At 72.6% G+C, this 23,803-nt stretch carries 20 protein-coding genes and 1 tRNA gene; 3 read left to right on the top strand and 18 right to left on the bottom strand.

The window, feature by feature from the left end; translation table 11 throughout:
* Nucleotides 1–17: 17 nt before the first annotated feature.
* The gene (locus tag ACXJKG_RS04310; RefSeq protein ID WP_456844530.1) at nucleotides 18–1,256 is read right to left on the bottom strand and encodes an MFS transporter; all 1,239 of its coding nucleotides are present in this window, start codon (nucleotides 1,254–1,256) and stop codon (nucleotides 18–20) included.
* Nucleotides 1,257–1,321: 65 nt separating this feature from the next.
* On the opposite strand from ACXJKG_RS04310, the gene ACXJKG_RS04305 reads away from it, so the two are divergent.
* Genes ACXJKG_RS04305 through ACXJKG_RS04295 form a run of 3 tightly spaced genes read left to right on the top strand, consistent with a single transcriptional unit; the run spans nucleotide 1,322 to nucleotide 3,110 of the window.
* A complete protein-coding gene (locus ACXJKG_RS04305; RefSeq protein WP_456844529.1) occupies nucleotides 1,322–1,771 on the top strand; it encodes a MarR family winged helix-turn-helix transcriptional regulator in 450 nt (149 codons plus the stop codon).
* Nucleotides 1,772–1,829: 58 nt separating this feature from the next.
* Nucleotides 1,830–2,678, top strand: a complete 849-nt coding sequence (locus tag ACXJKG_RS04300) for a siderophore-interacting protein (RefSeq protein WP_456844528.1) — start codon at nucleotides 1,830–1,832, stop codon at nucleotides 2,676–2,678.
* A gap of 3 nt (nucleotides 2,679–2,681) precedes the next feature.
* A complete protein-coding gene (locus tag ACXJKG_RS04295; RefSeq protein WP_456844527.1) occupies nucleotides 2,682–3,110 on the top strand; it encodes a VOC family protein in 429 nt (142 codons plus the stop codon).
* A gap of 3 nt (nucleotides 3,111–3,113) precedes the next feature.
* Here the strand turns inward: ACXJKG_RS04295 and ACXJKG_RS04290 are convergent, their stop codons facing one another.
* The 17 genes from ACXJKG_RS04290 to mfd all read right to left on the bottom strand — a co-directional run.
* Nucleotides 3,114–5,384, bottom strand: coding sequence for an FdhF/YdeP family oxidoreductase (locus ACXJKG_RS04290; protein ID WP_456844526.1), 2,271 nt, complete (start codon nucleotides 5,382–5,384; stop codon nucleotides 3,114–3,116).
* On the bottom strand, nucleotides 5,381–6,226 hold the full coding sequence (gene fdhD, locus ACXJKG_RS04285; protein WP_456844525.1) for a formate dehydrogenase accessory sulfurtransferase FdhD: 846 nt from the start codon (nucleotides 6,224–6,226) through the stop codon (nucleotides 5,381–5,383). Before fdhD ends, ACXJKG_RS04290 begins: the two co-directional genes overlap by 4 nt.
* Nucleotides 6,227–6,252: 26 nt before the next feature.
* Nucleotides 6,253–6,326: transfer RNA gene (locus tag ACXJKG_RS04280), tRNA-Leu, on the bottom strand.
* Between the two features lie 72 nt (nucleotides 6,327–6,398).
* Nucleotides 6,399–7,859 (bottom strand): NAD(P)/FAD-dependent oxidoreductase, encoded by a 1,461-nt coding sequence (locus ACXJKG_RS04275; RefSeq protein WP_456844524.1) that lies wholly within the window; start codon nucleotides 7,857–7,859, stop codon nucleotides 6,399–6,401.
* Between the two features lie 69 nt (nucleotides 7,860–7,928).
* Complete coding sequence (locus ACXJKG_RS04270) at nucleotides 7,929–9,410, bottom strand: GH1 family beta-glucosidase (protein WP_456844523.1); 1,482 nt, start codon at nucleotides 9,408–9,410, stop codon at nucleotides 7,929–7,931.
* 101 nt (nucleotides 9,411–9,511) lie between these two features.
* Nucleotides 9,512–10,636 (bottom strand): hypothetical protein, encoded by a 1,125-nt coding sequence (locus ACXJKG_RS04265; RefSeq protein WP_456844522.1) that lies wholly within the window; start codon nucleotides 10,634–10,636, stop codon nucleotides 9,512–9,514.
* A complete protein-coding gene (locus ACXJKG_RS04260; RefSeq protein WP_370503531.1) occupies nucleotides 10,633–10,962 on the bottom strand; it encodes a PadR family transcriptional regulator in 330 nt (109 codons plus the stop codon). The genes ACXJKG_RS04265 and ACXJKG_RS04260 overlap by 4 nt, the downstream gene beginning before the upstream one ends.
* Nucleotides 10,963–11,411: 449 nt before the next feature.
* Nucleotides 11,412–12,365, bottom strand: coding sequence for a Ppx/GppA phosphatase family protein (locus tag ACXJKG_RS04255; RefSeq protein WP_456844521.1), 954 nt, complete (start codon nucleotides 12,363–12,365; stop codon nucleotides 11,412–11,414).
* Between the two features lie 285 nt (nucleotides 12,366–12,650).
* On the bottom strand, nucleotides 12,651–13,151 hold the full coding sequence (locus ACXJKG_RS04250) for a DUF501 domain-containing protein (protein WP_456844520.1): 501 nt from the start codon (nucleotides 13,149–13,151) through the stop codon (nucleotides 12,651–12,653).
* A gap of 28 nt (nucleotides 13,152–13,179) precedes the next feature.
* The gene (locus ACXJKG_RS04245; RefSeq protein ID WP_456844519.1) at nucleotides 13,180–13,905 is read right to left on the bottom strand and encodes an FtsB family cell division protein; all 726 of its coding nucleotides are present in this window, start codon (nucleotides 13,903–13,905) and stop codon (nucleotides 13,180–13,182) included.
* A 104-nt stretch (nucleotides 13,906–14,009) separates the two neighbouring features.
* Nucleotides 14,010–15,290: a phosphopyruvate hydratase gene (gene eno, locus ACXJKG_RS04240; RefSeq protein WP_456844518.1), complete on the bottom strand. Its 1,281-nt coding sequence runs from the start codon at nucleotides 15,288–15,290 to the stop codon at nucleotides 14,010–14,012.
* A 91-nt stretch (nucleotides 15,291–15,381) separates the two neighbouring features.
* Nucleotides 15,382–15,969: a GNAT family N-acetyltransferase gene (locus tag ACXJKG_RS04235; protein WP_456844517.1), complete on the bottom strand. Its 588-nt coding sequence runs from the start codon at nucleotides 15,967–15,969 to the stop codon at nucleotides 15,382–15,384.
* 41 nt (nucleotides 15,970–16,010) lie between these two features.
* Nucleotides 16,011–17,393 carry a Re/Si-specific NAD(P)(+) transhydrogenase subunit beta gene (pntB, locus tag ACXJKG_RS04230; RefSeq protein ID WP_456844516.1) on the bottom strand — a complete coding sequence of 461 codons (1,383 nt, stop codon included), beginning with the start codon at nucleotides 17,391–17,393 and terminating at the stop codon, nucleotides 16,011–16,013.
* 4 nt (nucleotides 17,394–17,397) lie between these two features.
* Nucleotides 17,398–18,951 carry a Re/Si-specific NAD(P)(+) transhydrogenase subunit alpha gene (locus ACXJKG_RS04225; protein ID WP_456844515.1) on the bottom strand — a complete coding sequence of 518 codons (1,554 nt, stop codon included), beginning with the start codon at nucleotides 18,949–18,951 and terminating at the stop codon, nucleotides 17,398–17,400.
* A 130-nt stretch (nucleotides 18,952–19,081) separates the two neighbouring features.
* Entirely contained in the window at nucleotides 19,082–19,708 is a 627-nt protein-coding gene (locus tag ACXJKG_RS04220) for a MazG family protein (protein WP_456844514.1), read from the bottom strand.
* A complete protein-coding gene (locus ACXJKG_RS04215) occupies nucleotides 19,705–20,349 on the bottom strand; it encodes a hypothetical protein (protein WP_456844513.1) in 645 nt (214 codons plus the stop codon). Before ACXJKG_RS04215 ends, ACXJKG_RS04220 begins: the two co-directional genes overlap by 4 nt.
* Before the next feature lie 10 nt (nucleotides 20,350–20,359).
* Nucleotides 20,360–23,803: transcription-repair coupling factor (gene mfd, locus ACXJKG_RS04210; protein ID WP_456844512.1), on the bottom strand; the 3,444-nt coding region annotated here is incomplete at its 5' end.

Below are 23,803 nucleotides of genomic sequence, written 5' to 3'. Positions count from 1 at the left end.
CACGCCCGCCGCACAGGTCAGACGACCTGGCCGAGCGCCTCCTCGGGCGTGCCCTCGAGCGCCTCGGCCTCGCGGTTCCAGCGCGACCAGAGCACCCGCTCCCCCACGGTGCGGGCGAGCATGTGACCGAACACGAGGAACGTCAGGATGCCGACGGCGAGCACGGCGACCGCGACCCAGAACGGCGCGCTCATGCCGACGTGCTCGGCCAGCAGCCCGGCGACGACCGGCGCGGGAGCCGCGAAGCCCCACCGGACCAGGTTGAACGCCCCGGTGGTGACGCGGCGGTCGGGCGAGCCGGTGGCCAGCGCGAGGTCCGTGAGGTTGGCGTTGCAGATGCCCATGCAGACGCCCGCGACGATCAGCACGACCACGGACTGCGCGGTGCTGTGCGAGGTGGCCAGGCCGATCAGGGTGAGCATGAGGACCATCAGCGCGAACCCGACGGTCTGCACCGCGCCGAACCGGTGCGCGAGGCGGTGCCCCACGACCAGGATGCCGAAGGCGAGACCGGCGCCCCACGCGGTGAACACGAGCCCGAGCGGCACCACGTCGAGGCCCAGGAAGATCGGCGTGAAGCCCAGCACGATGAAGAACACGAAGTTGTAGGTCGCGGTGATCACGCAGAGCGCGACGAACGCCGGCCGGCGGAACGGGTGGAACACCTGACCGAGCCGCAGCGGCGCCGGCATCTCGTCGGGGTCCTTGAGCCGCGTGAGCGAGATGATCAGCGCCGCGATCATGAACAGCCCGCACAGGAAGAACGGCACGCGCCAGCTGATCTGCCCGAGCAGGCCACCGATCAGGGGGCCGATGGCGAACCCGAGCCCGACGCAGGTCTCGAACAGCTCGACGACCCACTTCTTGTCGTTGGCCAGCGACACCAGCAGCACCATGGCGGTGGCGAAGAACATCGCGTTGCCCAGGCCCCACAGGCCGCGCAGCAGCGCCAGCGACACGATCCCGTTGGAGAGGGACGCGAGGATGGCGGCGACGGCGACAGTGCTCACGCCCGTGGCCAGGACCTTCTTGTAGCCGAACTTCCCGGTGGCCATGACGGCGGGGATCATGCCGACCGCCATGACGGCGATGTACGCGGTGAACAGCAGCTCGATCTGCCACGTGGTCGCGCCGATGGCGGCGCCGATGGCCGGGAGGATGGGGTCGACGATCGCGATGCCCGCGATGGCGAAGAACGCCGTCAGGGCGGTCGAGTAGATCGCGGTCTTGTTCGGTTCGGTGCGGGATGACGCCACGGGCTCTTTCCTTGTGCGTTCGCGATTATCTGTATGGGGCAGGTACTTACATGTATGCTACACCCATGACCGACGACGACGCCGTGGTGGCGGTCGAGACCCAGGTGGCGCTGCTGCTGCGGCTCGCCGACCGCAGCCGCCGGGCGACGACGCGCCTGGCCTCGACGCTGGAGCGCTCCGCGTACCTCGCGCTGCGGCTCCTCGACACCACGGGCCCGGCCGGGATCAACGAGATCGCGGACCACCTGCGCCTGGACGCGTCGACCGTGACCCGCCAGGTGCTGGCCATGGAGGCGGCCGGCTACGTCACCCGGGAGCGCGACGTGCACGACGGTCGCCGGGCCGTCGTCACCATGACGCCCGCCGGCGCCGCGGCCCTAGCCGAGACCCGCGCCGCGCGCGCGGACGTGTACGCCGACGTGCTCTCCGACTGGTCCGACGACGAGCGGCGCCAGCTGGCCGTCCTGCTGACCCGGCTCAACGACGACCTCGACTCGCACGCGACCGGCACCTGACAGCCGTCTCGGCTAGCGTGGGCCGCCGCACGACCGACCGCTCCGACGAAGGACCGCGATGACCGACGCACCCGCCCGACGACCGCGCCCTGCACCCCTGGTGGGAGTGGTCGTCCGGACGGAGCTCCTGGCCGCCACGATGGTGCGGGTGGTGGTCGGCGTCGACGGGTTCGAGCCGTCGCCGCACGCCGACTCCTACGTCAAGGTCGTCTTCCTGCCCGACGGCACGGAGCGCCCGCTGCGCGAGGACGGGCGGCTCGACCTCGACGCGGTCCGCGCGACCCTGCCGGCGGACCAGCAGCCCCGCCAGCGCTCGTACACCGTCCGCGCCTGGGACGCCGCCGCGAGCGAGCTCACGCTCGACTTCGTCGTGCACGGCGACGAGGGCATCGCCGGCCCGTGGTCCGCGAAGGCCCAACCCGGCGACGAGGTCCTGCTGGTCGGGCCCGGCGGCGCCTGGTCCCCCGACCCCGCCGCGGCGTCGCACCTGTTCGCCGGCGACGCCAGYGCGCTGCCGGCCATCGCCGTCGCGCTCGAGCGGCTGCCGGCCGACGCCGTCGGGCACGCCGTGATCGAGGTGCACGGGGCCGAGGACGAGATCCCGCTGACCTTCCCGCCCGGGGTGCACGTGCACTGGGTGCACCAGGGCATCGGTGTCGCCGGGCTCGCGCTCGTCGACGCCCTCACGGCACTCCCGGAGCTGCCCGCGCCGGTCAGCGCGTTCGTGCACGGCGAGGCCGGGGCGGTCCGAGAGCTGCGCAAGCACGTCCGCGTCGACCGCGGCCTGTCCCGCGACCAGCTGTCGGTCTCGGGCTACTGGCGGCTCGGCGCCGACGACGAGGGCTGGCGCGCCACCAAGCGCGACTGGCTCGCCACGATCGAGGAGTCGGAGAAGGAGCTGGACTGACCGATGTGGACGGTGACGTTCGACTGCACGAGTCCGATGGCCATGGCCCGGTTCTGGGGGCCCGCGCTCGGCTACGTCGAGCCGCCGCCTCCGGACGGCTTCGACACCTGGGACGTTTGGGCGGAGCACCATGAGGTGCCGCCGGACGAGCGCGACGACGGCGCCTACCTGGCCGACCCCGACGGCATGCTGCCGTCCCTGTCGTTCCTGCGGGTGCCGGAGGGCAAGGTGGTCAAGAACCGCCTGCACCTCGACCTGCGGGAGTCCGGCGGCCGGTCCGCCCCGCAGGCCGAGCGCGAGGCGCGGATCCGCGCGGCCGTCGCACGGCTGACGGCCGCCGGGGCCACGGTGCTCGCCGAGCACACGCTGCGCGGCGACCTCGACCACGTCGTGCTGGCGGACCCCGAGGGCAACGAGTTCTGCGTCGTCTGACGGCTACCCGCCGCTCTTCTCCAGCCGCACGACGATCGCCTTGGACACCGGGGTGTTGCTGCCGATCGCCGTGCTGGCCAGCGGGATCAGCACGTTCGCCTCGGGGAAGTACGCGGCGGCGCACCCGCGTGACGTGGGATAGGCCACGACGCGGTAGCCCCGCAGCCAGCGGTCCGGCTCCCCCGGCCACTCGCTCGCGACGTCGACGCGGTCGCCGTCGGCGAGCCCGAGCTCGAGGAGGTCGTCCGGGTTCACGAAGACGACCTCGCGGCCGCCCCTGATGCCCCGGTACCGGTCGTCGAGGCTGTACATCGTGGTGTTGAACTGGTCGTGCGAGCGGATCGTCTGCAGGATCAGCCGGCCCGGCGGGCACTCGACCGGCACCAACGCGTTGACCGTGAGCATGGCCTTGCCTGTCGCGGTCGGGAACGTGCGGGAGTCCCGTGGCCCGTTGGGCAGGACGAACCCGCCCTGGCGACGGACCTGCCGGTTGAAGTCCTGGAAGCCGGGTACGACGCGGGCGATCGACTCGCGGATGGTGTTGTAGTCGCGCTCGAAACCGGCCCAGTCGATGGGACCGTCGTCGCCGAGCACCGCGCGGGCCAACCGCGTGACGATCGAGACCTCGGACAGCAGCATGTCCGACACGGGCGCGACCGCGCCGTGCGTGCCGTGCACCGCGCACACGGAGTCCTCGACGGACAGGAACTGTGGGCCCGTCTCCTGCAGGTCGACGTCGGTGCGACCGAGCGTCGGCAGGATGAGCGCCTCCGCGCCCGTGACCGCGTGCGACCGGTTCAGCTTGGTGGACACCTGCACGGTCAGGTCCGTCCCGCGCATCGCGGCCTCGGCCGCCGCCGTGTCCGAGATCGCCGCGACCAGGTTGCCGCCGAGCGCGAACCAGACCGTGACCTCGCCCCGCTGCATCGCCTGGATCGCCCGCACGGAGTCCAGCCCGTGGCGGCGCGGGGGCTCGAACGAGAACTCGGCACCGAGAGCGTCCAGGAAGCTGTCGGGCATCCGCTCCCAGATGCCCATCGTCCGGTCGCCCTGCACGTTGCTGTGCCCGCGGATCGGGGACGCACCCGCCCCGGGCTTGCCGATGTTCCCGCGCAGCAGCAGCAGGTTGACGATCTCCTTGATCGTGTCGACGCCCTTGCGGTGCTGGGTGATGCCCATCGCCCACGTGATGATCACGCGCTCGGCGGCGAGGTAGCGGTCGGCCAGCTGGTCCATCTCGGCCGCGGTCAGACCCGTCGCGGCGAGCACCTCCTGCTCGTCGAGCGCGGCCAGGTGCGCCCGGAGCGCCTCGAGGCCGAGCGTGTGCTCCGCCAGGAACGCGTGGTCCAGCACGGTGCCCGGGTTCCGGTCCTCCGCCTCGAGCACGCGCCGCGAGACCCACTGCAGCAGGGCCATGTCGCCCCCGCTGCGGATCTGCAAGAACTGGTCGGCCAGGTCGGTGCCGCGCCCGACGATGCCGCGGACGGTCTGCGGGTTCTTGTAGCGCCGCAGGGCCGCTTCCGGCAGCGGGTTCACGGCGACGATGCCGGCGCCCGCGCGCTTCGCCTCCTCCAGCGCGGTGAGCATGCGCGGGTGGTTCGTGCCGGGGTTCTGCCCCATCACGATGATCAGGTCGGCCTTCGCGACGTCGTCGTACGCGATGGTCGACTTGCCGACGCCCAGGGTCTCGAGCATCGCGGTGCCGGTCGACTCGTGGCACATGTTCGAGCAGTCGGGCAGGTTGTTGGTGCCGAAGGCGCGCACGAAGAGCTGGTAGACGAACGCCGTCTCGTTCGCGGTGCGGCCGCTGGTGTAGAACGCGGCCTGGTCCGGCGACTCGAGCCCCCGCAGCTTGTCGGCCACCAGCCGGAACGCGTCCACCCAGCTGATCGGGACGTAGTGGTCGCTGGCCGCCGCCTTGTACACCGGCTCGACCAGCCTGCCCTGCGAGCCCAGCCAGTACTCCGACCGCTCCAGCAGGTCCGACACCGGGTGCTCGGCCCAGAAGGACGTCGGCACGGTCAGCGTGGTGGCCTCCCAGGTGACCGCGCGAGCACCGTTCTCGCAGAACTCGATCCGGCCGCGGTGGTCCGGGTCCGGCCACGCGCAGCTCATGCAGTCGAAACCGTCCTTCTGGTTCACCCGGCTCAGCAGCCGGAGCGAGCGGGCCGGACCCAGGCCGTCGACGGCGTACCGCATCGCGCTGACCACCGAGGGCAGCCCGACGGCCCACGGCTCGGGCGGGCGGACGGTCAGCCGCGGCTCGCGGGTCACGGGACCGCCACCCCGACCGGCACCCGGTCCGGCCGCGAGTACACGACCATCGACGGTCCGCGCAGGAACCCGACCAGCGTGATCCCCGACTCGCGCGCGAGGTCGACGGCCAGCGACGACGGCGCGGACACCGAGGCCAGGACGGGGATGCCGGCCATGAGCGCCTTCTGCGTGAGCTCGAACGACGACCGCCCCGACACCATGAGCACCGTGCCACGCAGCGGCAGCATCCCGCTCGTCAGCGCCCAGCCGACCACCTTGTCGACCGCGTTGTGGCGGCCGACGTCCTCGCGCAGCACGAGCAGCTCCCCAGTGGCGGCGTCGAAGAGACCGGCGGCGTGCAGCCCGCCCGTCGTGGCGAACACCTCCTGCCGCTCGCGGAGCCGGTCGGGGAACGTCGCCAGCAGCTCCGCCGGCACCACGAGGTGGTCGTCGGCGACGGTCCAGCGCGAGCGGGTGCGCACCGCGTCGATGCTCGACTTCCCGCACAGGCCGCAGGCCGACGTCGTGACGAGGTCGCGCTCCAGGCTCGGGTCCGGCGGGAGCACGTCGCGGCCCAGCGTCACGTCGAGGACGTTGTAGGTGTTCAGGCCCTCCTCGGTCGCGCCGGCGCAGTACCGCGCGGCGGCGAAGTCCTCCGCGGCCCCGACCACGCCCTCGGACACCAGGAACCCGGCGGCGAGGTCGACGTCGTGGCCCGGCGTGCGCATGGTGACCGCGAACGGTCGGCCGCCGACCCGGATCTCCAGGGGCTCCTCCGCCGCGAGCACGTCCTCGACCTGGCGGGCGCCGCCCTCGAGGCTGATCCGCGTGACACGTCGTCGTATCGCGATTCTCTGCATGGCTCACCATCCCAGCACTCGACCGGTGCCCCCGCCGGGGTTCGAACCCGGACTGTGCCGGGTTTAAGCCGGCTGCCTCTGCCAGTTGGGCTACGGGGGCCGCGCCACATCCTGCCAGGACGCGAACGAGCCCCCGGTCCGCGAGGGGATCGGGGGCTCGTCGTCGTCGTGGTCAGGCCGTCTTCGAGGCCTTCTTCGGCATCGCTGCGGACTCCAGCGCGGGGTCGCCCGCGCCGGGCTCGACGACGCGCGGCTTGGGCGGCACCGACGCGGCGCGGAACTCCGCGCGCGGGTCGTGCAGGCTGCCGAGCGCCACGACCTCGCGGCGCAGCAGCAGCGAACCCGTCCAACCCGCGGCGATCTTGATCTTGCGGTTGAACGTCGGCATGGCGGCCACGTGGTACGAGCGGTGCAGCACCCACGCGAGGAAGCCGCGGACCTTGATGCGCCCGAACATCTGCGCGACGCCCTTGTACATGCCGAGCGACGCGACGGCACCGATGTTCTTGTGCTTGTACTCGGTCAGCTCGGCCGAGCGCAGCACGCGGGAGAGGTTGTCGCCCAGGTGGTTGCCCTCGCGCAGCGCGTGCTGGGCGTTCGGCGGGCAGAACTTGCCGGGGTTGTAGAGGTCCGGCACGGCGGCGCAGTCACCGGCGGCGTAGGCGTCGGGGACGACCGTGCCGTCGGCGTCGACCACCTGCAGGAACGCGTTGCACGTCACCCGGCCCATCTGGTCCAGCGGCAGGTCCGAGTGCTGCAGCACCGGGTTGGCCTTCACGCCGGCCGTCCACACGAGCGTCTCGGCGTCGAACTCGGTCTTGTTCGACAGGACGATGTGGCCGTCGATGCAGCTGCTCAGGAACGTCGAGAGGTGGATCTCGATGTCGCGCTTGCGCAGCTGCTCGAGCGTGTAGCCGCCCAGCTCCTCGCTGACCTCGGGGAGGATCCGCGGCGAGCCCTCGACGAGGACGAAGCGCAGCTCCTCCTGCTCGACGGCCTTGTAGTACTTGACCGCCGTGCGGGCCATGTCCTCGACCTCGCCCAACGCCTCGATGCCGGCGAAGCCGCCGCCGACGAAGACGAAGGTGAGCATCCGGCGACGCAGCTCCGGGTCCCACGTGCTGGCCGCGATGTCGATGCGGTTGAGCACGTGGTTGCGCAGGGCGATGGCCTCTTCGACGTTCTTGAAGCCGATGCCGAAGTCCGCGAGCCCCGGGATGGGCAGCGTGCGGGCGACCGCGCCGAGGCCCACGACCAGGTGGTCGTAGGTGATCCAGTACGGGTCGCCCTCCTCGGGCGTGATCTCCACGGTGCGGTCCGCGTGGTTGATCTCCGAGACCTTGCCCTGCAGCACGTCGACGCCCTTGAGCGCGCGACGGTGCGGGGCGACCACGTTGCGCGGGTCGATGGACCCGGCCGCCGCCTCGGGGAGGAACGGCGCGTAGGTCATGTAGGGGCGGGGGTCGACGACGACGATGGCCGCCTCCCGCTTGCCGAGCCGCTTGCGCAGCCGGCGGGCCGTGTACAGACCGACCGTCCCGCCGCCGAGGATCACGACACGGGGCACCTTGCGAGGCTTGCTCGGGCGGGCCGTGGCCGGGACGGTGGCGGCGTCGGAAACAGACTGGGGCATACCTCAACGGTAGCGGGACCGAAGTCCCGTCGCCTTACCTGAACCCGGTGATACTGCGCACAGTGGAACTCAGGCGGGGTCGACGGCGTTCGCGCGGACCACGGTGGTGTACCAGCCGGCGCTCGTCTTGGGCGTCCGCTCCTGGGTCTCGAAGTCGACGTGCACCAGACCCCAGCGCTGGGTCATGCCCTCCGCCCACTCGAAGTTGTCGAGCAGCGACCACGCGTAGTAGCCGGTCAGGCGCACACCGTCGCCGATCGCCCGCGCCGCCTGCTGCAGGTGGGCGCGCAGGAACTCGAGGCGCTCGGGGTCGTCCGTCGTGCCCTCCGCCGTGGGGTCCRGGATCCCGTTCTCGGTGATGACCAGCGGCGGGGCGTCCGGGTAGTCGATGAGCAGGTCCATGAGCAGGTCGTAGAGACCCTCGGGGTGCACCTGCTGCCACGTCGCGGTCGAGGTCGGGTAGAGCGCCACCTCGTTGCCGGCGTCGTCGACCCCCGTGACCCCGTAGTACTGCACCGCGAGCACGTCGAGCGGTGCACTGATCGCGGCGAGGTCGCCGTCCTGGACCAGGGCCTCGAAGGCGGCCTGGTCCGCGGGCAGCTGGCCCGGCCCGCTGCCGAGGGCGTCCGACGGGTAGCGCCCGAGCAGCACCGGGTCGAGGAACAGCCGGTTCTCGACGCCGTCCACGTGCACCGACGCGACGTCGGCGTCGCGGCCCACCGGGTACACCGGCAGGAGGTTGAGCGCGATGCCGATGCCGCCCGCGGCGCCGCTCGCCCGGAACGCGCTGACCGCCCTGCCGTGCCCGAGCAGCTGGTGGTGCACCGCGGCGGCCGCCTGGTCGACGTCCGTGATCCCTGGCGCGTGCGAGCCCCAGCGGTAGCCGACGAACGCGGTGGTCTTCGGCTCGTTGATCGTCAGCCACGTGGCGTCGACGTCGCGCAGCGCGTCGAGCACGACCGCCGCGTACTCGCCGAACCGCTCGGCGGTGTCCCGCACCGCCCAGCCGCCCGCGTCCTGCAGCGGCTGCGGCAGGTCCCAGTGGTAGAGCGTGATCGCCGGGTGGATCTCCCGCGCCAGCAGCCCGTCGACCAGCCGCCGGTAGAAGTCGACGCCCGCCTGGTTCACCGCCCCCGAGCCCGTCGGCTGGATGCGGGGCCACGCCACCGAGAACCGGTACGCGGGCAGGCCCAGGCTCTTGATGAGGTCGAGGTCCGACTCCCACAGCCGATAGTGGTCGGCCGCCGGGTCGCCCGTCGAGCCGTCGCGGATCCGCCCGGGCGTCGCCGCGAACGTGTCCCAGATCGACGGCCCTCGACCGTCCGCCGCCGTCGAGCCCTCGACCTGGAAGGCCGACGTCGCCGCGCCCCAGACGAACCCCGCCGGGAAGGCCATCGGCCCGGCGGGCGGCTCCCAGGTGGTCGAGCGCGCGCTGGTGGTCGGCGCCGGGCTCGGAGTCCCCGGCGTGCAGGCCGCGAGCAGGCCGGTCGTCGCGCCGAGCTGGAGCAGCAGTCGGCGGTCGAGCATGCGCTCGGGGCGCTGATCGGGCATGGCGCTCCTCCTCGAGCGTCGGCGTCGGAGCGCCTCTGAGAGCGCTCCCAGCAGCCATTCTGCCAGGTGGCCCCCCTCGCGGGCGCCACCTGGCGGCAGACTCAGGGAGTCGCGGTCGGGCTCGGGGTCGGGCCGTCGGCGCCGATCGTCGCCGTCGGCGTCGCGTCGAGGGCCGGCGCCTTGGCGAACGGCCAGGGCGGGGTCGACGGGCTCGTGCCCGCCGGGAGCACCTGAAGGCCCGAGTCGTCGTAGGTGAACGCCGACGTCGGCGCGCCCTGCAGCGGGTAGACGTTCCAGCGGTTGCGGCCATCGGCGTCCGTGCGGCTCACGAACGACCACGGCTCCGTGCCCTCGGGGAACCAGTACGGGTTCGAGCCGTTGTCGTAGGTGGTCCGCACGGGGCGGCCGCGGTCGTCGTAGATCTGCACGTCGGACAGCGGGTTGCCCTCGGCGTCGTAGGCGAACAGGTTGCTCACCTGGATGCCGTCCACCACGACCCCGTCGACCGCCTTGTCCTGGTAGACGGTCTGGGTGCCGCCACCGCTCCACGACCCCGAGGCCCAGGAGTTGTACACCGCCTCCTTCTGGCTCGCCTGGCCCTGCACCGTGACCAGCATCGGCAGGAGCAGGACGACGGCGACCGCATTGCCGAGCACCCCGAGCCACGAGACCGACCGGGGCTGGAACCACACGCCGCGGCCCCACTGCACGCTCAGCAGGATGCACGCCCCGAGCACGGCCCACGCGAGGGGCTCGGTCGGCAGGAACCGGAGCCGGCCGCCGTTCACCAGGTACACCGCCACCTCGAAGCCGATCCAGCCGCGGACCAGCCACCACGCGGGCCGCAGCGCGACCAGGAACGCCTCGGCGGGCGCCCACCACGACAGTGCGCGCGCCCGCCTCAGCGCCCACCGACCCAGCCGCTGGGCGTCCTCGACCGGGTCAGGGAAGAGCCGCGACCACCCGCGAGCGTGGGCGACGCGCGCCGGAGCCAGCCCTGCGGCCGACCGCAGCTCCGCCGCGTACTCCTCCGGAGGCCCGAACTGCTCCAGCAGCCCGCGCCCGTGGGCCACGTGCCGCTCGTCGGCCATCGCGTCGGCGAGGTCGGCCTCGAGGTCGTCGGTCAGGTCGTCGACCGTCTCCGGCCCCAGGTCGACCAGGCTCCGCCGCACCTCCGCCGCGTAGCCTGCGACGTCCAGCGCGTCCGTGGTGTCCAGCACGCTCATCGCACGCCCTCCGTCCCGAGCAGGCGACCCATGGTGCCTGCGAACTCCTGCCAGTCCTTGCGCTGCGCCTCGAGCATCGCCCGCCCCTGCGCGTTGATGCCGTAGTACTTGCGGTGCGGCCCCTCGTCGCTGGGCACCACGTAGGACGTCAGCGCGCCCGACGAGTACAGCCGCCGCAGCGTGCCGTACACCGACGCGTCGCCGACCTCCTCGATCCCCGCCGACCGCAGCCGTCGGACGACGTCGTAGCCGTACCCGTCCTCGTCCGCGACGACGGCCAGCACGGCCAGGTCGAGCACGCCCTTGAGCAGCTGTGTGGTGTCCATGGGACCTCCGGGTCTGCGACTGCGATTTGCGTCTGCACCTGCGATTGCGTCTGCACATGCGATTGCGTCTGCACCAGCGATTGCGTCTGCACCAGCGATTGCGTCTGCACCAGCGATTGCGTCTGCACCTGCGATTGCGTCTACGACTACGTCTACGTCGGCGCCCCGGTCCGCGGACCGCCCGGCCGGGCGAGCGGCGGCACCGGGCCGACGAGCGTGGTGCGGGAGCCCCCTCCGAGCTCCCGCACGCGCGACGCTATTACACATTGCGCACTACCGTCCACCACGCGCCAGACACGGCGTGTCGCCGCCACCCCTCTCCGCGGACGTCCGCGCTCGTGCGGGTCAGAGCCCGCAGGAACGCGGACGTCCCGCGGTGTCCTGACAGCGCAACGTCCGAGCAAGTACAGGTCAGCACCCGTACGTGCGCGGACGTTGCGGTCGGGTGGTCAGCGGGTGGCGATGCTCCAGGCGATGCCGTCGAGGATGTCGTGCTCCGAGGTGACCACCTCGGTCAGCCGCCCGCCGGCGGCGGCGACGTCGTCGCGGACCCGTCGGACGACGTCGGCCCACACCAGGGCGCCGGCGCCGATCACGTCGACGCGGCCCGGGTGCATGAACCCGAGGGCGGCGCGCTCGGCGCGGGACCGGTGCAGGAGGTCGTCGCAGGCGGCGAGAACGACGTCGACGGGCAGGACGGACCCGTCGATGATCGCGGGGTCGTAGGCCGGCAGCCCGAGGCCGTGGGCGGTCACCGTCGTGACGGTGCCGGCGAGCCCGACCAGCGTGACGGTCTTGCCGAGGGGCACCACGGCCGACGCGGTGTCGAGCGCGGCGGCGACGTCGACGTGCGCCGCGGCGATCTCGTCGGCGGTCGGCGGGTCGCTGCGCAGGTGACGCTCGGTCATGCGGACGCAGCCGATGTCCATCGAGAACGCGGCCTCCGGCGTCGACGTGCCCAGCACCAGCTCGGTGGAGCCGCCGCCGAGGTCGACCACGAGGAACGGGCCSGGGTGATGCGCGCCGAGCACGCCGGTGGCCCCGCGGAACGAGAGCTGGGCCTCCTCCTCGCCGGCGACGACCTCCGGCTCGACACCCAGCGCAGCGTGCACGCCGTCGACGAAGTCCGCGCGGTTCTCGGCGTCCCGCGACGCCGACGTCGCGACGAAGCGGATCGCCTCGACGCACAGCTCGGTGCAGATGTCGTTGTACCGGCGGGCGGCGTCGAGCGTGCGCGCCAGGGCCTCGGGGGCGATACGGCCGGTCCGGTCGACGCCCTGGCCGAGGCGGACGACCTCCATGCGGCGGTCCAGGTCGACCAGCGTCCCGGCCTCGGGATCCACGTCGGCGACCAGGAGTCGGATGGAGTTGGTCCCGCAGTCGATGGCAGCCACACGCGTCACGCGCCCATCCTCGCATCCGCGAACTGCCGGCCCGGGAGGGCCCGAAGGCTCAGCGAGCGGGACGTCCGAGCAAGTAGGGGCTGGGGCACGTACTTGCTCGGACGCTGCCGGTCTGGTTGGCCGGACGTCCGAGGACGTGAGGGCTGGAGCCCGTACTTGCTCGGACGTTGCGGCTGGCGGGTGGTCGCGGGAGGGGGGCCCGACGGCGCGGGTCAGCGTGTGCAGCGATCCGGGGCCCGGCGGCGGGTCAGCAGGTGCAGCGGTGCGGGCGCCAGTCGGTGTGGGTCAGCAGGTGCAGCGGTCCGGCCACCAGTCGTCGCGGATCAGGGCCAGGGCCTCGTCGCCGATCGGGTTGACGCCCGGGCCTGCGGCCAGCGCGTGGCCGACCAGCACGTGCAGGCACTTGACGCGCGTGGGCATGCCGCCGGCCGAGATGCCCGCGATCTCCTCGACGTGCCCGAGCGCCTCACGGTCGACCAGGTACGCCTCGTGCGCGCGCCGGTAGGCAGCCGCCAGCTCCTCGTCGTCGGCGAGCCGCGCCGTCAGCTCCTTCATGAGGCCGCCGGCCTCGAGCGTGCTCACGGCGGCGACGGCGGGCGGGCAGGTGAGGTAGTAGGTCGTCGGGAACGGGGTGCCGTCGTCCAGCCGGGGGGCCGTGCGGACCACGAGCGGGCGCCCGCACACGCAGCGGGCCGCGATGCCGACGACGCCGCGGGGCGGGCGACCCAGCTGCTCGGCCAGGACGGCGATGTCCTCGTCGGTGACGGCGTCGAAGGAGGGGGTCACAGCAGCGGTCCGTTCGTGCGGGGGAAGGTCAGCCACCCGCCGGCGGGGTCGCGGCCGGCGTGGGCGTCCCATTGTCGCCCGTCACCGGGGTCGTGCCGGCCACCTGCACGGAATCCCAGACGTTCGCGTACCAGGGCAGGGTCGAGCCGGAGTCGAGCACGGAGGCGGGGCCGTCGGCGGCGGGCGCGGTGTCGGGGACGGTCTCGGGGTCGACGACGCGGAAGGCCTTCTCGCCGGGCAGCACGAACGAGAGCCGCTCGCGGGCCTGAGCCGTCACGTAGGCGGGGTCGTCCCAGCGCTCGAGGTCCGACTGCAGGTCGTCGTTGCGCTCCCGGGCCGCCTGGACCTGGGCGCGCAGGTGGTCCACCTCGACCCGCTGCTGCAGGTACGAGTGCAGGGTCGGGTACACCAGCACGAACGCGAGCAGGAGCACGCAGGCGAACACCATCGCGCGCACGGTGAACAGTCGCGGCACGCGGACCTGGACCCGCTCGGCGCGCGGCGTGCCGCGGGGCGGGGTGGGCGCGGTGCCGCGGGTGGCGGGGCGGGAGGCGGAGGGTCGCGACGACGACGGCCGCGGGGACGACGAGGGCGTCGGACCCACGCGGGGCGTGGCGCCCGAGCGCGGCGCCGCGGACCGGCCGGCGGTGTTGCCGCGCGGGACGTTCGCCCCGGGGCTGGGCGCCCCGGAACGCGGGGCCGCCGGGCGCCGACCCGGGGCGCTCGGGGACGCCGGGCGTCGGGGGGCGGACATGGCGTCGATTCTGCCCCGGACCTCGCCGACCTCGCCGGACGTGGCGATCCGTGGCGCGCCGAAGGCCGGCCACCGCAGCGGTGACCGGCCTTCGAGGTGGTGCGTCAGGCCGTGAACCGCGGGAAGGCGGAACGACCGGCGTAGCGCGCGGCGTCGTCCAGCTCCTCCTCGATGCGGAGCAGCTGGTTGTACTTGTTGATGCGCTCGCCGCGGGCGGGCGCACCGGTCTTGATCTGGCCGGCGTTGGTCGCGACGGACAGGTCGGCGATCGTGGTGTCCTCGGTCTCGCCGGAGCGGTGCGAGGTCATCGTCGTGAAGCCGCTGCGCTGGGCCAGCTCGACGGCGTCGAGCGTCTCCGTCAGCGTGCCGATCTGGTTGAGCTTGACCAGCAGCGAGTTGGCGGCCTTGAGCTCGATGCCCTTGCGCAGGCGCTCGGGGTTGGTGACGAACAGGTCGTCGCCGACGATCTGGACCTTGTCGCCGATGGTGGCGACCAGGTGGGACCAGCCCTCCCACTCGTCCTCGGACAGCGGGTCCTCGATGGAGACGAGCGGGTAGTCCTTCACCAGCTGCTCGTAGTAGGCCGACAGCTCCTCGTTCGAGAGCGTCTTGCCCTCGAAGTGGTAGACGCCGTCCTTGAAGAACTCGGTCGCGGCGACGTCGAGCGCGAGGCCCAGGTCGACGCCCGGCGTGAAGCCGGCCTTCTCGATGGCGACCAGGATGAGGTCGAGCGCCTCGCGGTTGCTGCCCAGGTTCGGGGCGAAGCCGCCCTCGTCGCCGAGGCCCGTCGACAGGCCCTTGCTCTTGAGGACGGACTTGAGCGAGTGGTAGACCTCGACGCCGCTGCGCAGCGCCTCGCGGTACGTGGACGCGCCGATGGGGGCGACCATGAACTCCTGGATGTCGACGTTGGAGTCGGCGTGCGACCCACCGTTGAGGATGTTCATCATCGGGACCGGGAGCACGTGCGCGTTCGGGCCACCGAGGTAGCGGAACAGCGGCAGGTCGGCCGAGTCGGCGGCGGCCTTGGCGACGGCGAGCGAGACACCGAGGATCGCGTTGGCGCCGAGCTTGCCCTTGTTGGCCGTGCCGTCGAGGTCGATCAGCGCGGCGTCGACCAGGCGCTGCTCGGTGGCCTCGAAGCCGATGAGCTCGGGGGCGATCTCGTCGATGAYGGCCGCGACAGCCTCCTCGACGCCCTTGCCCAGGTAGCGGGCGGAGTCGCCGTCACGGCGCTCGACGGCCTCGAACGCGCCGGTCGAGGCACCCGAGGGGACAGCGGCGCGGGCGATGGTGCCGTCGTCGAGGGCGACCTCGACCTCGACAGTGGGGTTGCCGCGCGAGTCCAGGATCTCGCGGGCGCCGACGGCCTCGATGCTGGCCATGGGTGCTCCTTCTGAAGCGGGTGGGTTTACGACCTCACCCTACTGGCGTCCCCGAGCGGGCGTCGTGGGCCCTTCGACTGGTGGGACGCGCTCAGCCGCGGTCGCTCGCGGCGACCTCACGCACCATCACGCAGTTGCCGAGTCCCTTGGGCCGGTCGTAGGTGAAGCCCGCGCGCTCGTACATCGTGCGGGTGCCGTTGTAGAGGAACGACGAGTTCTTCTTCCGGACCCCGCCGGTGTCGTGCGGGTAGCCCTCCACCAGACCGCCGCCGGCCTGCGCGATCAGCTCGACGGCTCCGCGCAGGGCGACCGACGCCAGGCCCCGACCGCGGCGGCCACGCTCGACCTGGATGCAGGTGACCCGGAAGTCGGGCAGCCGCTCGGCGGTGGCCAGGTACTCCTTGCGGTGCTGGATGTGGGGCAGCTCCTCCGGTGTGCCGTACTCCGTCCAGGCGACCGCCAGGTCACCGTCGTAGACCAGGGCCGCGTGCGCGATCCCGTCGGCGACCAGCCGCTGCTTGAGCGCCCGGTTGCCCTCCGCGCTCTGGTTCTTCTCCGCGCAGTCGGGGTGGAAGTGGACGCACCAGCAGCTGGCGAACATGCCACCGTTCCGCTCGACCAGCGCGGCGAAGTCGTCGAACGTCGTCGGCTCGAGCGCCTTGATCGTGAGGCCCGACATATCGGCAACGTACTCCCGACGGCGGACGTCCCCGCCGCCCGTCAGAGCGCCAGCATGATGTGCTCGACCTGGTCCTTGGCGTCACCGAACAGCATCGACGTGTTCTCGCGGAAGAACAGCGGGTTCTGCACGCCGGCGTAGCCCGTGGCCATGGACCGCTTGAACACGACCACCCGGGCGGCCTTCCACACCTCGAGCACGGGCATGCCCGCGATCGGCGAGGACGGGTCGTCCAGCGCTGCGGGGTTCACGGTGTCGTTGGCGCCGATGACCAGGACCACGTCGGTGTCCGCGAGGTCGTCGTTGATCTCGTCCATCTCCAGCACGATGTCGTACGGCACCTTGGCCTCGGCCAGCAGCACGTTCATGTGCCCCGGCAGCCGGCCGGCGACCGGGTGGACCCCGAACCGGACCTCGATGCCGCGGGCGCGCAGCTTGGCCACCAGCTCGGCCACCGGGTACTGCGCCTTGGCGACGGCCATGCCGTACCCGGGCGTGATGACGACCGAGCGGGCGTCGGCGAGCAGCTCCGCGACCTCGGGCGCCTTGACCTCGTGGTACTCCCCCAGGTCGACGTCGGACGCCGAGACCGTGCCGCCCTCGGCCCCGAACCCGCCGAGGATCACGCTGATGAACGAGCGGTTCATCGCCGTGCACATGAGGTAGCTGAGGATCGCACCGGACGAGCCGACGAGGGCGCCGGTGACGATGAGCAGGTCGTTGCCGAGCATGAAGCCCGCGGCGGCGGCCGCCCAGCCAGAGTAGGAGTTGAGCATCGAGACGACGACCGGCATGTCGCCGCCGCCGATCGACGCGACCAGGTGCCAGCCGAGGGCCAGCGCCACGACCGTCATGAGCAGGAGCGGCAGCACGCTGCCGGTGCCCAGGAACCACACGAGGAGCCCGGCCGACGCCAGGACCATGGCGAGGTTGAGCACGTTGCGGCCCGGCAGCATCAGGGGCGCCGAGCGGATCCGCGTGGACAGCTTGAGGTACGCGACGATCGACCCGGTGAACGTCACCGCGCCGATGAGCACGCCGAGGAACACCTCGACCAGGTGCGCGGGGTCCGCCGGCTCGGTGAGGAACGAGTTGTAGCCGACGAGCACGGCCGCGAGCCCGACGAACGAGTGCAGCACCGCGATCAGCTCGGGCATCTGCGTCATCTCGACCCGGCGCGCCTGCCACGTGCCGACGGTGGAGCCGATGAGCAGCACGACGAGGATCAGCGACGCGGTGACCTCGACCGGCCGCTCGGAGCGCTGGAGGGCGAGCGCGATCGTCGCGACGAGGGCGAGCGCCATGCCCACCATGCCGGCGACGTTGCCGCGGCGGGCGGTCTCCTGCTTGGAGAGCCCGGCGAGGCTGAGGATGAACAGGACGGCGGCGGCGACGTAGACCGCCTGGGCCACGGAGGTCAGCACGGGCTCAGGCGTCCTTCCGGAACATGCGGATCATGCGGTTGGCGACGAGGAAGCCGCCGAACACGTTGATGCTGGCGACCGACGCCGCGATCACCGCGAGCACGGTCACGAGGACGTCGTCGTCGCCGATCTGCAGCAGCGCGCCGACCAGGATGATCCCGGAGATGGCGTTGGTCTGGGCCATCAGCGGCGTGTGCAGCGAGTGGCTGACGTTCGAGATCACGTAGTAGCCGACGATCACCGCGAGCACGAACACGGTGAAGTGGCCGAGGAACACGGTCGGCGCGAACGAGATGCCGAGCAGCACCACGACGGCGAGCAGCGCGAGCACCACCGAGCGTCGCTGCCGCCGACGGGTCTTGTCCTGCAGCACCGCGACCGCGGCCGCGGCCCGCTCCTCCTCGGTAGGCCCCACGGGCACGGCGGGCGCCGCCGACACCTGGACCGGGGGCGGTGGCCAGAGGACCTCCCCGTCGCGCGTGACCGCCATGCCGCGCTGCACCGGGTCGTCCAGGTCGAGCACCAGCTCCCCGTCCTTGCCCGGGGTGAGCAGCTGGATCAGGTGCACGATGTTGGTGCCGAACAGCTGCGAGGTGTGCTGCGGCATCCGGCTGGTCAGGTCGGTCCAGCCGACGATCGTCACGCCGTTGTCGGTCACCACCGACGACCCCGGCACCGTGAGCTCGCAGTTGCCGCCGCCGGACGCCGCCAGGTCGACGATCACGCTGCCCGGCCGCATGCCCGCGACCATCGCCGCCGTGATCGTGGTCGGCGCGAGCCCCCGCACCAGCGCGGTGGTGATGACGATGTCCGCGTCGGCCGTCTCGGCGGCGTACATCTGCTGGGTCAGCCGCTCCTGCTCCTGCGTGAGCGCGCTGGCGTAGCCGTCGGCGCTGACCGCCTGCTGCGCAGCGGCGGCCTGCACGAACGTCGCGCCCATCGACTCGATCTGCTCGCCCACCTCSGGSCGGACGTCGAACGCGCGGACGCGGGCGCCCATGCTGCCCGCGGCGCCGATCGCGGCGAGCCCGGCCACCCCGGCGCCGATGACGAACACGCGGGCCGGCGGCGTCTTGCCGGCCGCGGTGACCTGCCCGGTGAACATCCCGCCGTACGACTCCGCGGCCTCGACGACCGCGCGGTAGCCCGCGACGTTGGACATGGTGCTCAGCACGTCGAGCGCCTGCGCCCGCGAGATGCGCGGGACGGCGTCGAGCGCGAGCGCCGTCACGCCCCGGTCGTGCAGCCTCTCGACGAGGGCCGGTGCCGACGCCGGCGCCAGCATCGCGATCAGCGTGGCCCCCGGTGTCAGCGCCGCGACCTCGTCGTCGCTCGGCGCGTTCACCTTGGCCACGACGTCGCTCGACCACACCGAGTCCGCGTCACCGACGGACGCGCCCGCCGCCTCGTAGGCCTCCGCCCGGAACGTCGCCGCGTCTCCCGCCCCGCGCTGGACGACGACGTCGTAGCCGAGGCCCACCAGCTGGGCGACCGTCTTCGGGGTGGCGGCGACGAGCCGTTCCCCGGCCCGGCTCTCGGTCGGGATGCCGATGCGCATCGCTGCGTCCTCCTGCTCGGGCGGTCGGTGGGCACGCTCATCATGGCGGCCACGGGCAGGCTACGGGCGCGAACACCTCGTCGGCAAGCGCTTTCCTTCCGTCTTTCGGACGAACCCCCGAACCTCCGTATCAGGGCCGGGCGGCCGACTCCCCGGTCCGAAGGTCCTGCTCCCAGGCGGCCGCGGTCCGGCGCAGCTCGCCTTCCGCGTCGAGGCCTGCTGCCTGCGCCTCCAGCACGAGCGCGAGCAGCCGCTCCCCCAGCCCGTCGCCCGTGGGCGCGTCCGTCGCGATCCCCGCGCGCGCGGCCCGACCGGCGATCTTCTGGGCCCGCGCCAGCGCCCCGAGCGCCACGGGCACGCCGTCCAGGGCCGACGCGCGCTGCTTCTCCACGTTCTTCAGCCGGTCCCACTGCACGTGCGCGTCACCCTCGAGCTCCGCGTCCGCGAACACATGGGGGTGCCGGCGCACCAGCTTGGCGACCAGGTCCGCGGCGACGTCGTCGACGTCGAACGGGTCCGTCGGGTGCTCGGTGGCGATGCGCGCGTGGAACACCACCTGCAGCAGGAGGTCGCCGAGCTCCTCGCGCAGGCCCGGGCGGTCGGCGGTCTCGATCGCCTCCGCCAGCTCGTACGCCTCCTCCAGCGCGTACGGCACCAGCGACTCGTGGGTCTGCTGGGCGTCCCACGGGCACCCGCCGGGCGAGCGCAGGCGGTCCATCACGCGCACGAGTGCGCGCAGGGAGTCCGCCTCGGTCACGACGCCGAGGGCGAGGGGGTGGCGGCCGGCGTCGGCGCCGGGGTCGCGCCGTCCGTCGCCGTGTCGGCCTTCGGCTTCACCAGCCACGGCGCCGGCGTCGGTGCGCCCACCTGGTTGCCGTCCTGGAGCGAGCCGAACCGCGGGTTGACGTCGACGTCGAGCGCGCGCAGGCGCTTGTCGATCTCGGTGCCGACCTCCTTGGCGTCCGCGAGGCCCTGCAGGTTGGTGTAGGCGATCGAGTACTTGGCCACCGCCAGCGAGGGAGCCGTGAAGTCGGCCGTCGCGCCCTTCACCTTCTGCTGCACCACCGAGTCGAGGAGGGCCTGGGCGTCCTCGTCGGAGACCCCGACACCCTTCTCGTCGGCCAGCTCGACCACCGTGGGCTCCTGGACCAGGACGGCCAGCACGTTCTCGGTCGTCACGCCCTCGAAGTACGGCGCGAGCTCGGTCAGCGCGGCCCGCACGTCCGAGGTCGGGATCGCGGTGCCGTCGACCACCGCGGCGGCACCGGGCCGGCCGGAGCACCCCGCCAGGGTCGCCGCCGTCGCGAGCGCGACCAGCACGCCCGTCACCCGCACACTCGCACGCCACTGCACCGCCACCAGGGACCTCCCGCGTCGTCGCTCGTCGATCGGGGTCATCGTAGGGCCCTCACCTACGTGCGGAGCCCACCGTGCCCACGGCGGCGGCCGCGGCGACGTCCCCGCGCACGACGGCGTCGATGAACTGCTTCGCCCACAGCATCACCTCGCGGCCCTGCACGGGCTTGCCGCCGATCCTCGCGGTCATGGGCCACGGCACCAGCACGGTCCGCAGCGCCGGCTTGAGCACGGCGCCCGGGTAGAGCCGCTTGAGCCGCAGCTGCGCCGACTCGGGCAGGTCGACCGGCGCGAACCGGATGAACTTGCCCTGCGCGGTGACGTCGGACAGCCCGGCCGCGCGCACGTGCAGCCGGAACTCGGCCACCTCGAACAGGTTGTCGACGGCGGCCGGCACCGCGCCGTAGCGGTCGACCAGCTCGGCCCGGGCGTCGCCGAGCGTCGCCGTGTCCAGCGCCGCCGCGATCTTGCGGTACGCCTCGAGGCGCAGGCGCTCGTGCGCGATGTAGTCGTGCGGGATGTGCGCGTCGACGGGCAGCTCGATGGTGACGTCCGGGACCTCCTCCTCGACGTCCCCGCGGAAGTTGGCCACCGCCTCGCCGACCATCCGGATGTAGAGGTCGAACCCGACGCCCTCGATGTGCCCCGACTGCTCGCCGCCCAGCAGGTTGCCGGCGCCGCGGATCTCGAGGTCCTTCATGGCGACCGCCATGCCGGCGCCGAGGTCGGTGTTCGCGGCGATGGTCTGCAGGCGGTCGTGCGCGGTCTCCGTGAGCGGCTTCTCGGGCGGGTACAGGAAGTAGGAGTACGCCCGCTCGCGCCCGCGGCCGACGCGGCCGCGCAGCTGGTGCAGCTGCGAGAGGCCGAGCAGGTCGGCCCGCTCCAGGATCAGGGTGTTCGCGTTGGAGATGTCCAGCCCGGTCTCGACGATCGTCGTGCAGACCAGGACGTCGAACCTCTTCTCCCAGAAGTCGACGATGACCTGCTCGAGCTGGTGCTCGTTCATCTTGCCGTGGGCCACCGCGACGCGGGCCTCGGGCACCAGCTCCATGAGCCGGGACGCGGTCTTCTCGATCGAGTCCACCTTGTTGTGCACGTAGAACACCTGACCCTCGCGCAGCAGCTCGCGGCGGATGGCGGCGCTGATCTGCTTCTCGTCGTACGCGCCGACGAATGTGAGCACCGGGTGCCGCTCCTCCGGCGGGGTGGCCAGCGTCGACATCTCGCGGATGCCCGTCACGGCCATCTCGAGCGTGCGCGGGATCGGGGTCGCGCTCATGGCCAGCACGTCGACGTTGGTGCGCAGGGCCTTCAGGGTCTCCTTGTGCTCGACGCCGAACCGCTGCTCCTCGTCGATCACCACGAGCCCGAGGTCCTTGAACCGCACCTCGCCCGTGATCAGCCGGTGGGTGCCGATGACGATGTCCACCGACCCGTCGGCCAGGCCTGCGACGACCTCCTTCGACTCCTTGGGCGTCTGGAAGCGGCTCAGCGCCTTCACGGTCACCGGGAACGCGCTGTACCGCTCGCTGAAGGTGTCGAGGTGCTGCTGCACCAGCAGCGTCGTCGGCACCAGGATGGCCACCTGCTTGCCGTCCTGCACCGCCTTGAACGCCGCCCGCACGGCGATCTCGGTCTTGCCGTAGCCGACGTCCCCGCAGACAAGCCGGTCCATCGGTATCGGCTTCTCCATGTCCGCCTTGACCTCGTCGATCGTCGCGGCCTGGTCCGGGGTCTCCACGTACGCGAACGCGTCCTCGAGCTCGCGCTGCCACGGGGTGTCCGGTCCGAACGCGTGCCCCGCCGTCGCCATCCGGGCCGAGTAGAGCCGGATCAGCTCGGCGGCGATCTCCTTGACCGCCTTCTTGGCGCGGCCCTTGGTCTTGGCCCAGTCGCCGCCGCCCATCTTGGACAGGGTCGGGGCCTCGCCGCCGACGTACTTGGTCACCTGGTCGAGCTGGTCGCTGGGCACGAAGAGCCGGTCGCCCGGCTGGCCCCGCTTGCTGCTCGCGTACTCGATGACCAGGTACTCGCGGGTGGCCGCGTTGGCTCCGGTGCCGATGGTCCGCTGCACCAGCTCCACGAACCGGCCGACGCCGTGCTGCTCGTGCACCACGTAGTCGTGCGGCCGCAGCTGCAGCGGGTCCACCACGTTGCGGCGCCGGCTCGGCATCCGGCGCATGTCCCGGGTGGACGTCCCGGCCCGGCCGGTGAGGTCCGACTCGGAGAAGACCGCGAGGCGCAGCGGGTCGGCGACGAACCCGGGGCCGACGGGCGCGGGCACGACGAGGACGACGCCGCCCTCGGGCTCCTCGGTGATCGTCGCGACCAGCCGCGCCGGCACCTCGGCCGCCTTGAGCTGCTCGACCATGCGCTGCGCCGGGCCGTGGCCCTCGGTGGCCAGCACGAGCCGCCAGCCCCCCTGCTGCAGGGTCCGGACGTCGGCGACCGCACGGGCCACCTCGCCCCGGTACCGCTCGACGTCCCGCGCCGCGATCACGACCGTCTGCGCGGTGGCCGCCAGGTCGTCGGCCATCGCGGACAGGTGCGGCGCGAGGTTGCGCGCGGCGGTGTGCCCGGTGCCGGTCGACCCCTCGTAGAAGTCGTCGGGAGCGGCGGCCTCCGCGGCATCGACGTCGAGCGAGAACGGCGAGAGCGTCCACCAGCCGAGCCCACGGACCGCGGACAGCGCGCGGATCTCCGCGAACGAGGCGAAGCTCGCCGCCGACAGGTCCAGGGGCGTCGCCGCGCCGGCCGCCGCCGACGTCCACGCCGCCTCGAGGAACTCCTGCGTAGTCGCCACCAGGTCGTGCGCCCGCCGGCGGACGCGCTCGGGGTCGACCATCACCATCAGGGCGTCGTCGGGCACCAGGTCCAGCACCGGCACCATGTGGTCGACGAGCGCGGGCGCCAGCGACTCCATSCCCTCGACCGCGATGCCSKSCGCGAGCYKGTCCAGCATGTCSRYSGCRCCGGGCAGCTGSGGSAYCAGCTCGRSSGCGCGMGCCCGGACMGCGTCSGTSAGCAGGATCTCSCGGCACGGCGGCGCCCACACGCCGTGGTCGGCCACCTCGAGGCTGCGCTGGTCCGCGACGGAGAACCAGCGGATCTCCTCGACGTCCTCACCCCACAGCTCGACGCGCAGCGGGTGGTCCTCGGTGGGCGGGAACACGTCGATGATCCCGCCGCGCACCGCGAACTCGCCGCGCTTCTCCACCATGTCGACCCGCGTGTACGCGGCCGCGACCAGCTTCTCGGCCAGGTCCGCCAGGTCGACCCGGTCCCCCGTGCTGATCGCGACCGGCTCGAGCTCGCCCAGGCCCTCGACCACCGGCTGCAGCAGCGCGCGCACGGGCAGCACCAGCACCCGGACCGGACCGGCGTGGCCCTCGGTCTCGGGGTGGGCCAGCCGCCGGAACACCGCCAGCCGGCGGGCCACCGTGTCGCTGCGCGGCGAGAGGCGCTCGTGCGGCAGCGTCTCCCACGACGGCAGGAC

The sequence above is a fragment of the Cellulomonas sp. P5_C6 genome (assembly GCF_054049635.1).
This window is presented reverse-complemented; position numbering and strand designations above follow the sequence as displayed.

Bases quoted from the DNA above. Each gene is read 5' to 3' on its own strand.
- ACXJKG_RS04305 (WP_456844529.1), top strand. From the start codon at position 1,322: ATGACCGACGACGACGCCGTGGTGGCGGTCGAGACCCAGGTGGCGCTG.
- ACXJKG_RS04295 (WP_456844527.1), top strand. From the start codon at position 2,682: ATGTGGACGGTGACGTTCGACTGCACGAGTCCGATGGCCATGGCCCGG.
- fdhD (WP_456844525.1), bottom strand. From the start codon at position 6,226: ATGCAGAGAATCGCGATACGACGACGTGTCACGCGGATCAGCCTCGAG.
- ACXJKG_RS04275 (WP_456844524.1), bottom strand. From the start codon at position 7,859: ATGCCCCAGTCTGTTTCCGACGCCGCCACCGTCCCGGCCACGGCCCGC.
- ACXJKG_RS04265 (WP_456844522.1), bottom strand. From the start codon at position 10,636: ATGAGCGTGCTGGACACCACGGACGCGCTGGACGTCGCAGGCTACGCG.
- ACXJKG_RS04260 (WP_370503531.1), bottom strand. From the start codon at position 10,962: ATGGACACCACACAGCTGCTCAAGGGCGTGCTCGACCTGGCCGTGCTG.
- ACXJKG_RS04245 (WP_456844519.1), bottom strand. From the start codon at position 13,905: ATGTCCGCCCCCCGACGCCCGGCGTCCCCGAGCGCCCCGGGTCGGCGC.
- ACXJKG_RS04235 (WP_456844517.1), bottom strand. From the start codon at position 15,969: ATGTCGGGCCTCACGATCAAGGCGCTCGAGCCGACGACGTTCGACGAC.
- ACXJKG_RS04215 (WP_456844513.1), bottom strand. From the start codon at position 20,349: ATGACCCCGATCGACGAGCGACGACGCGGGAGGTCCCTGGTGGCGGTG.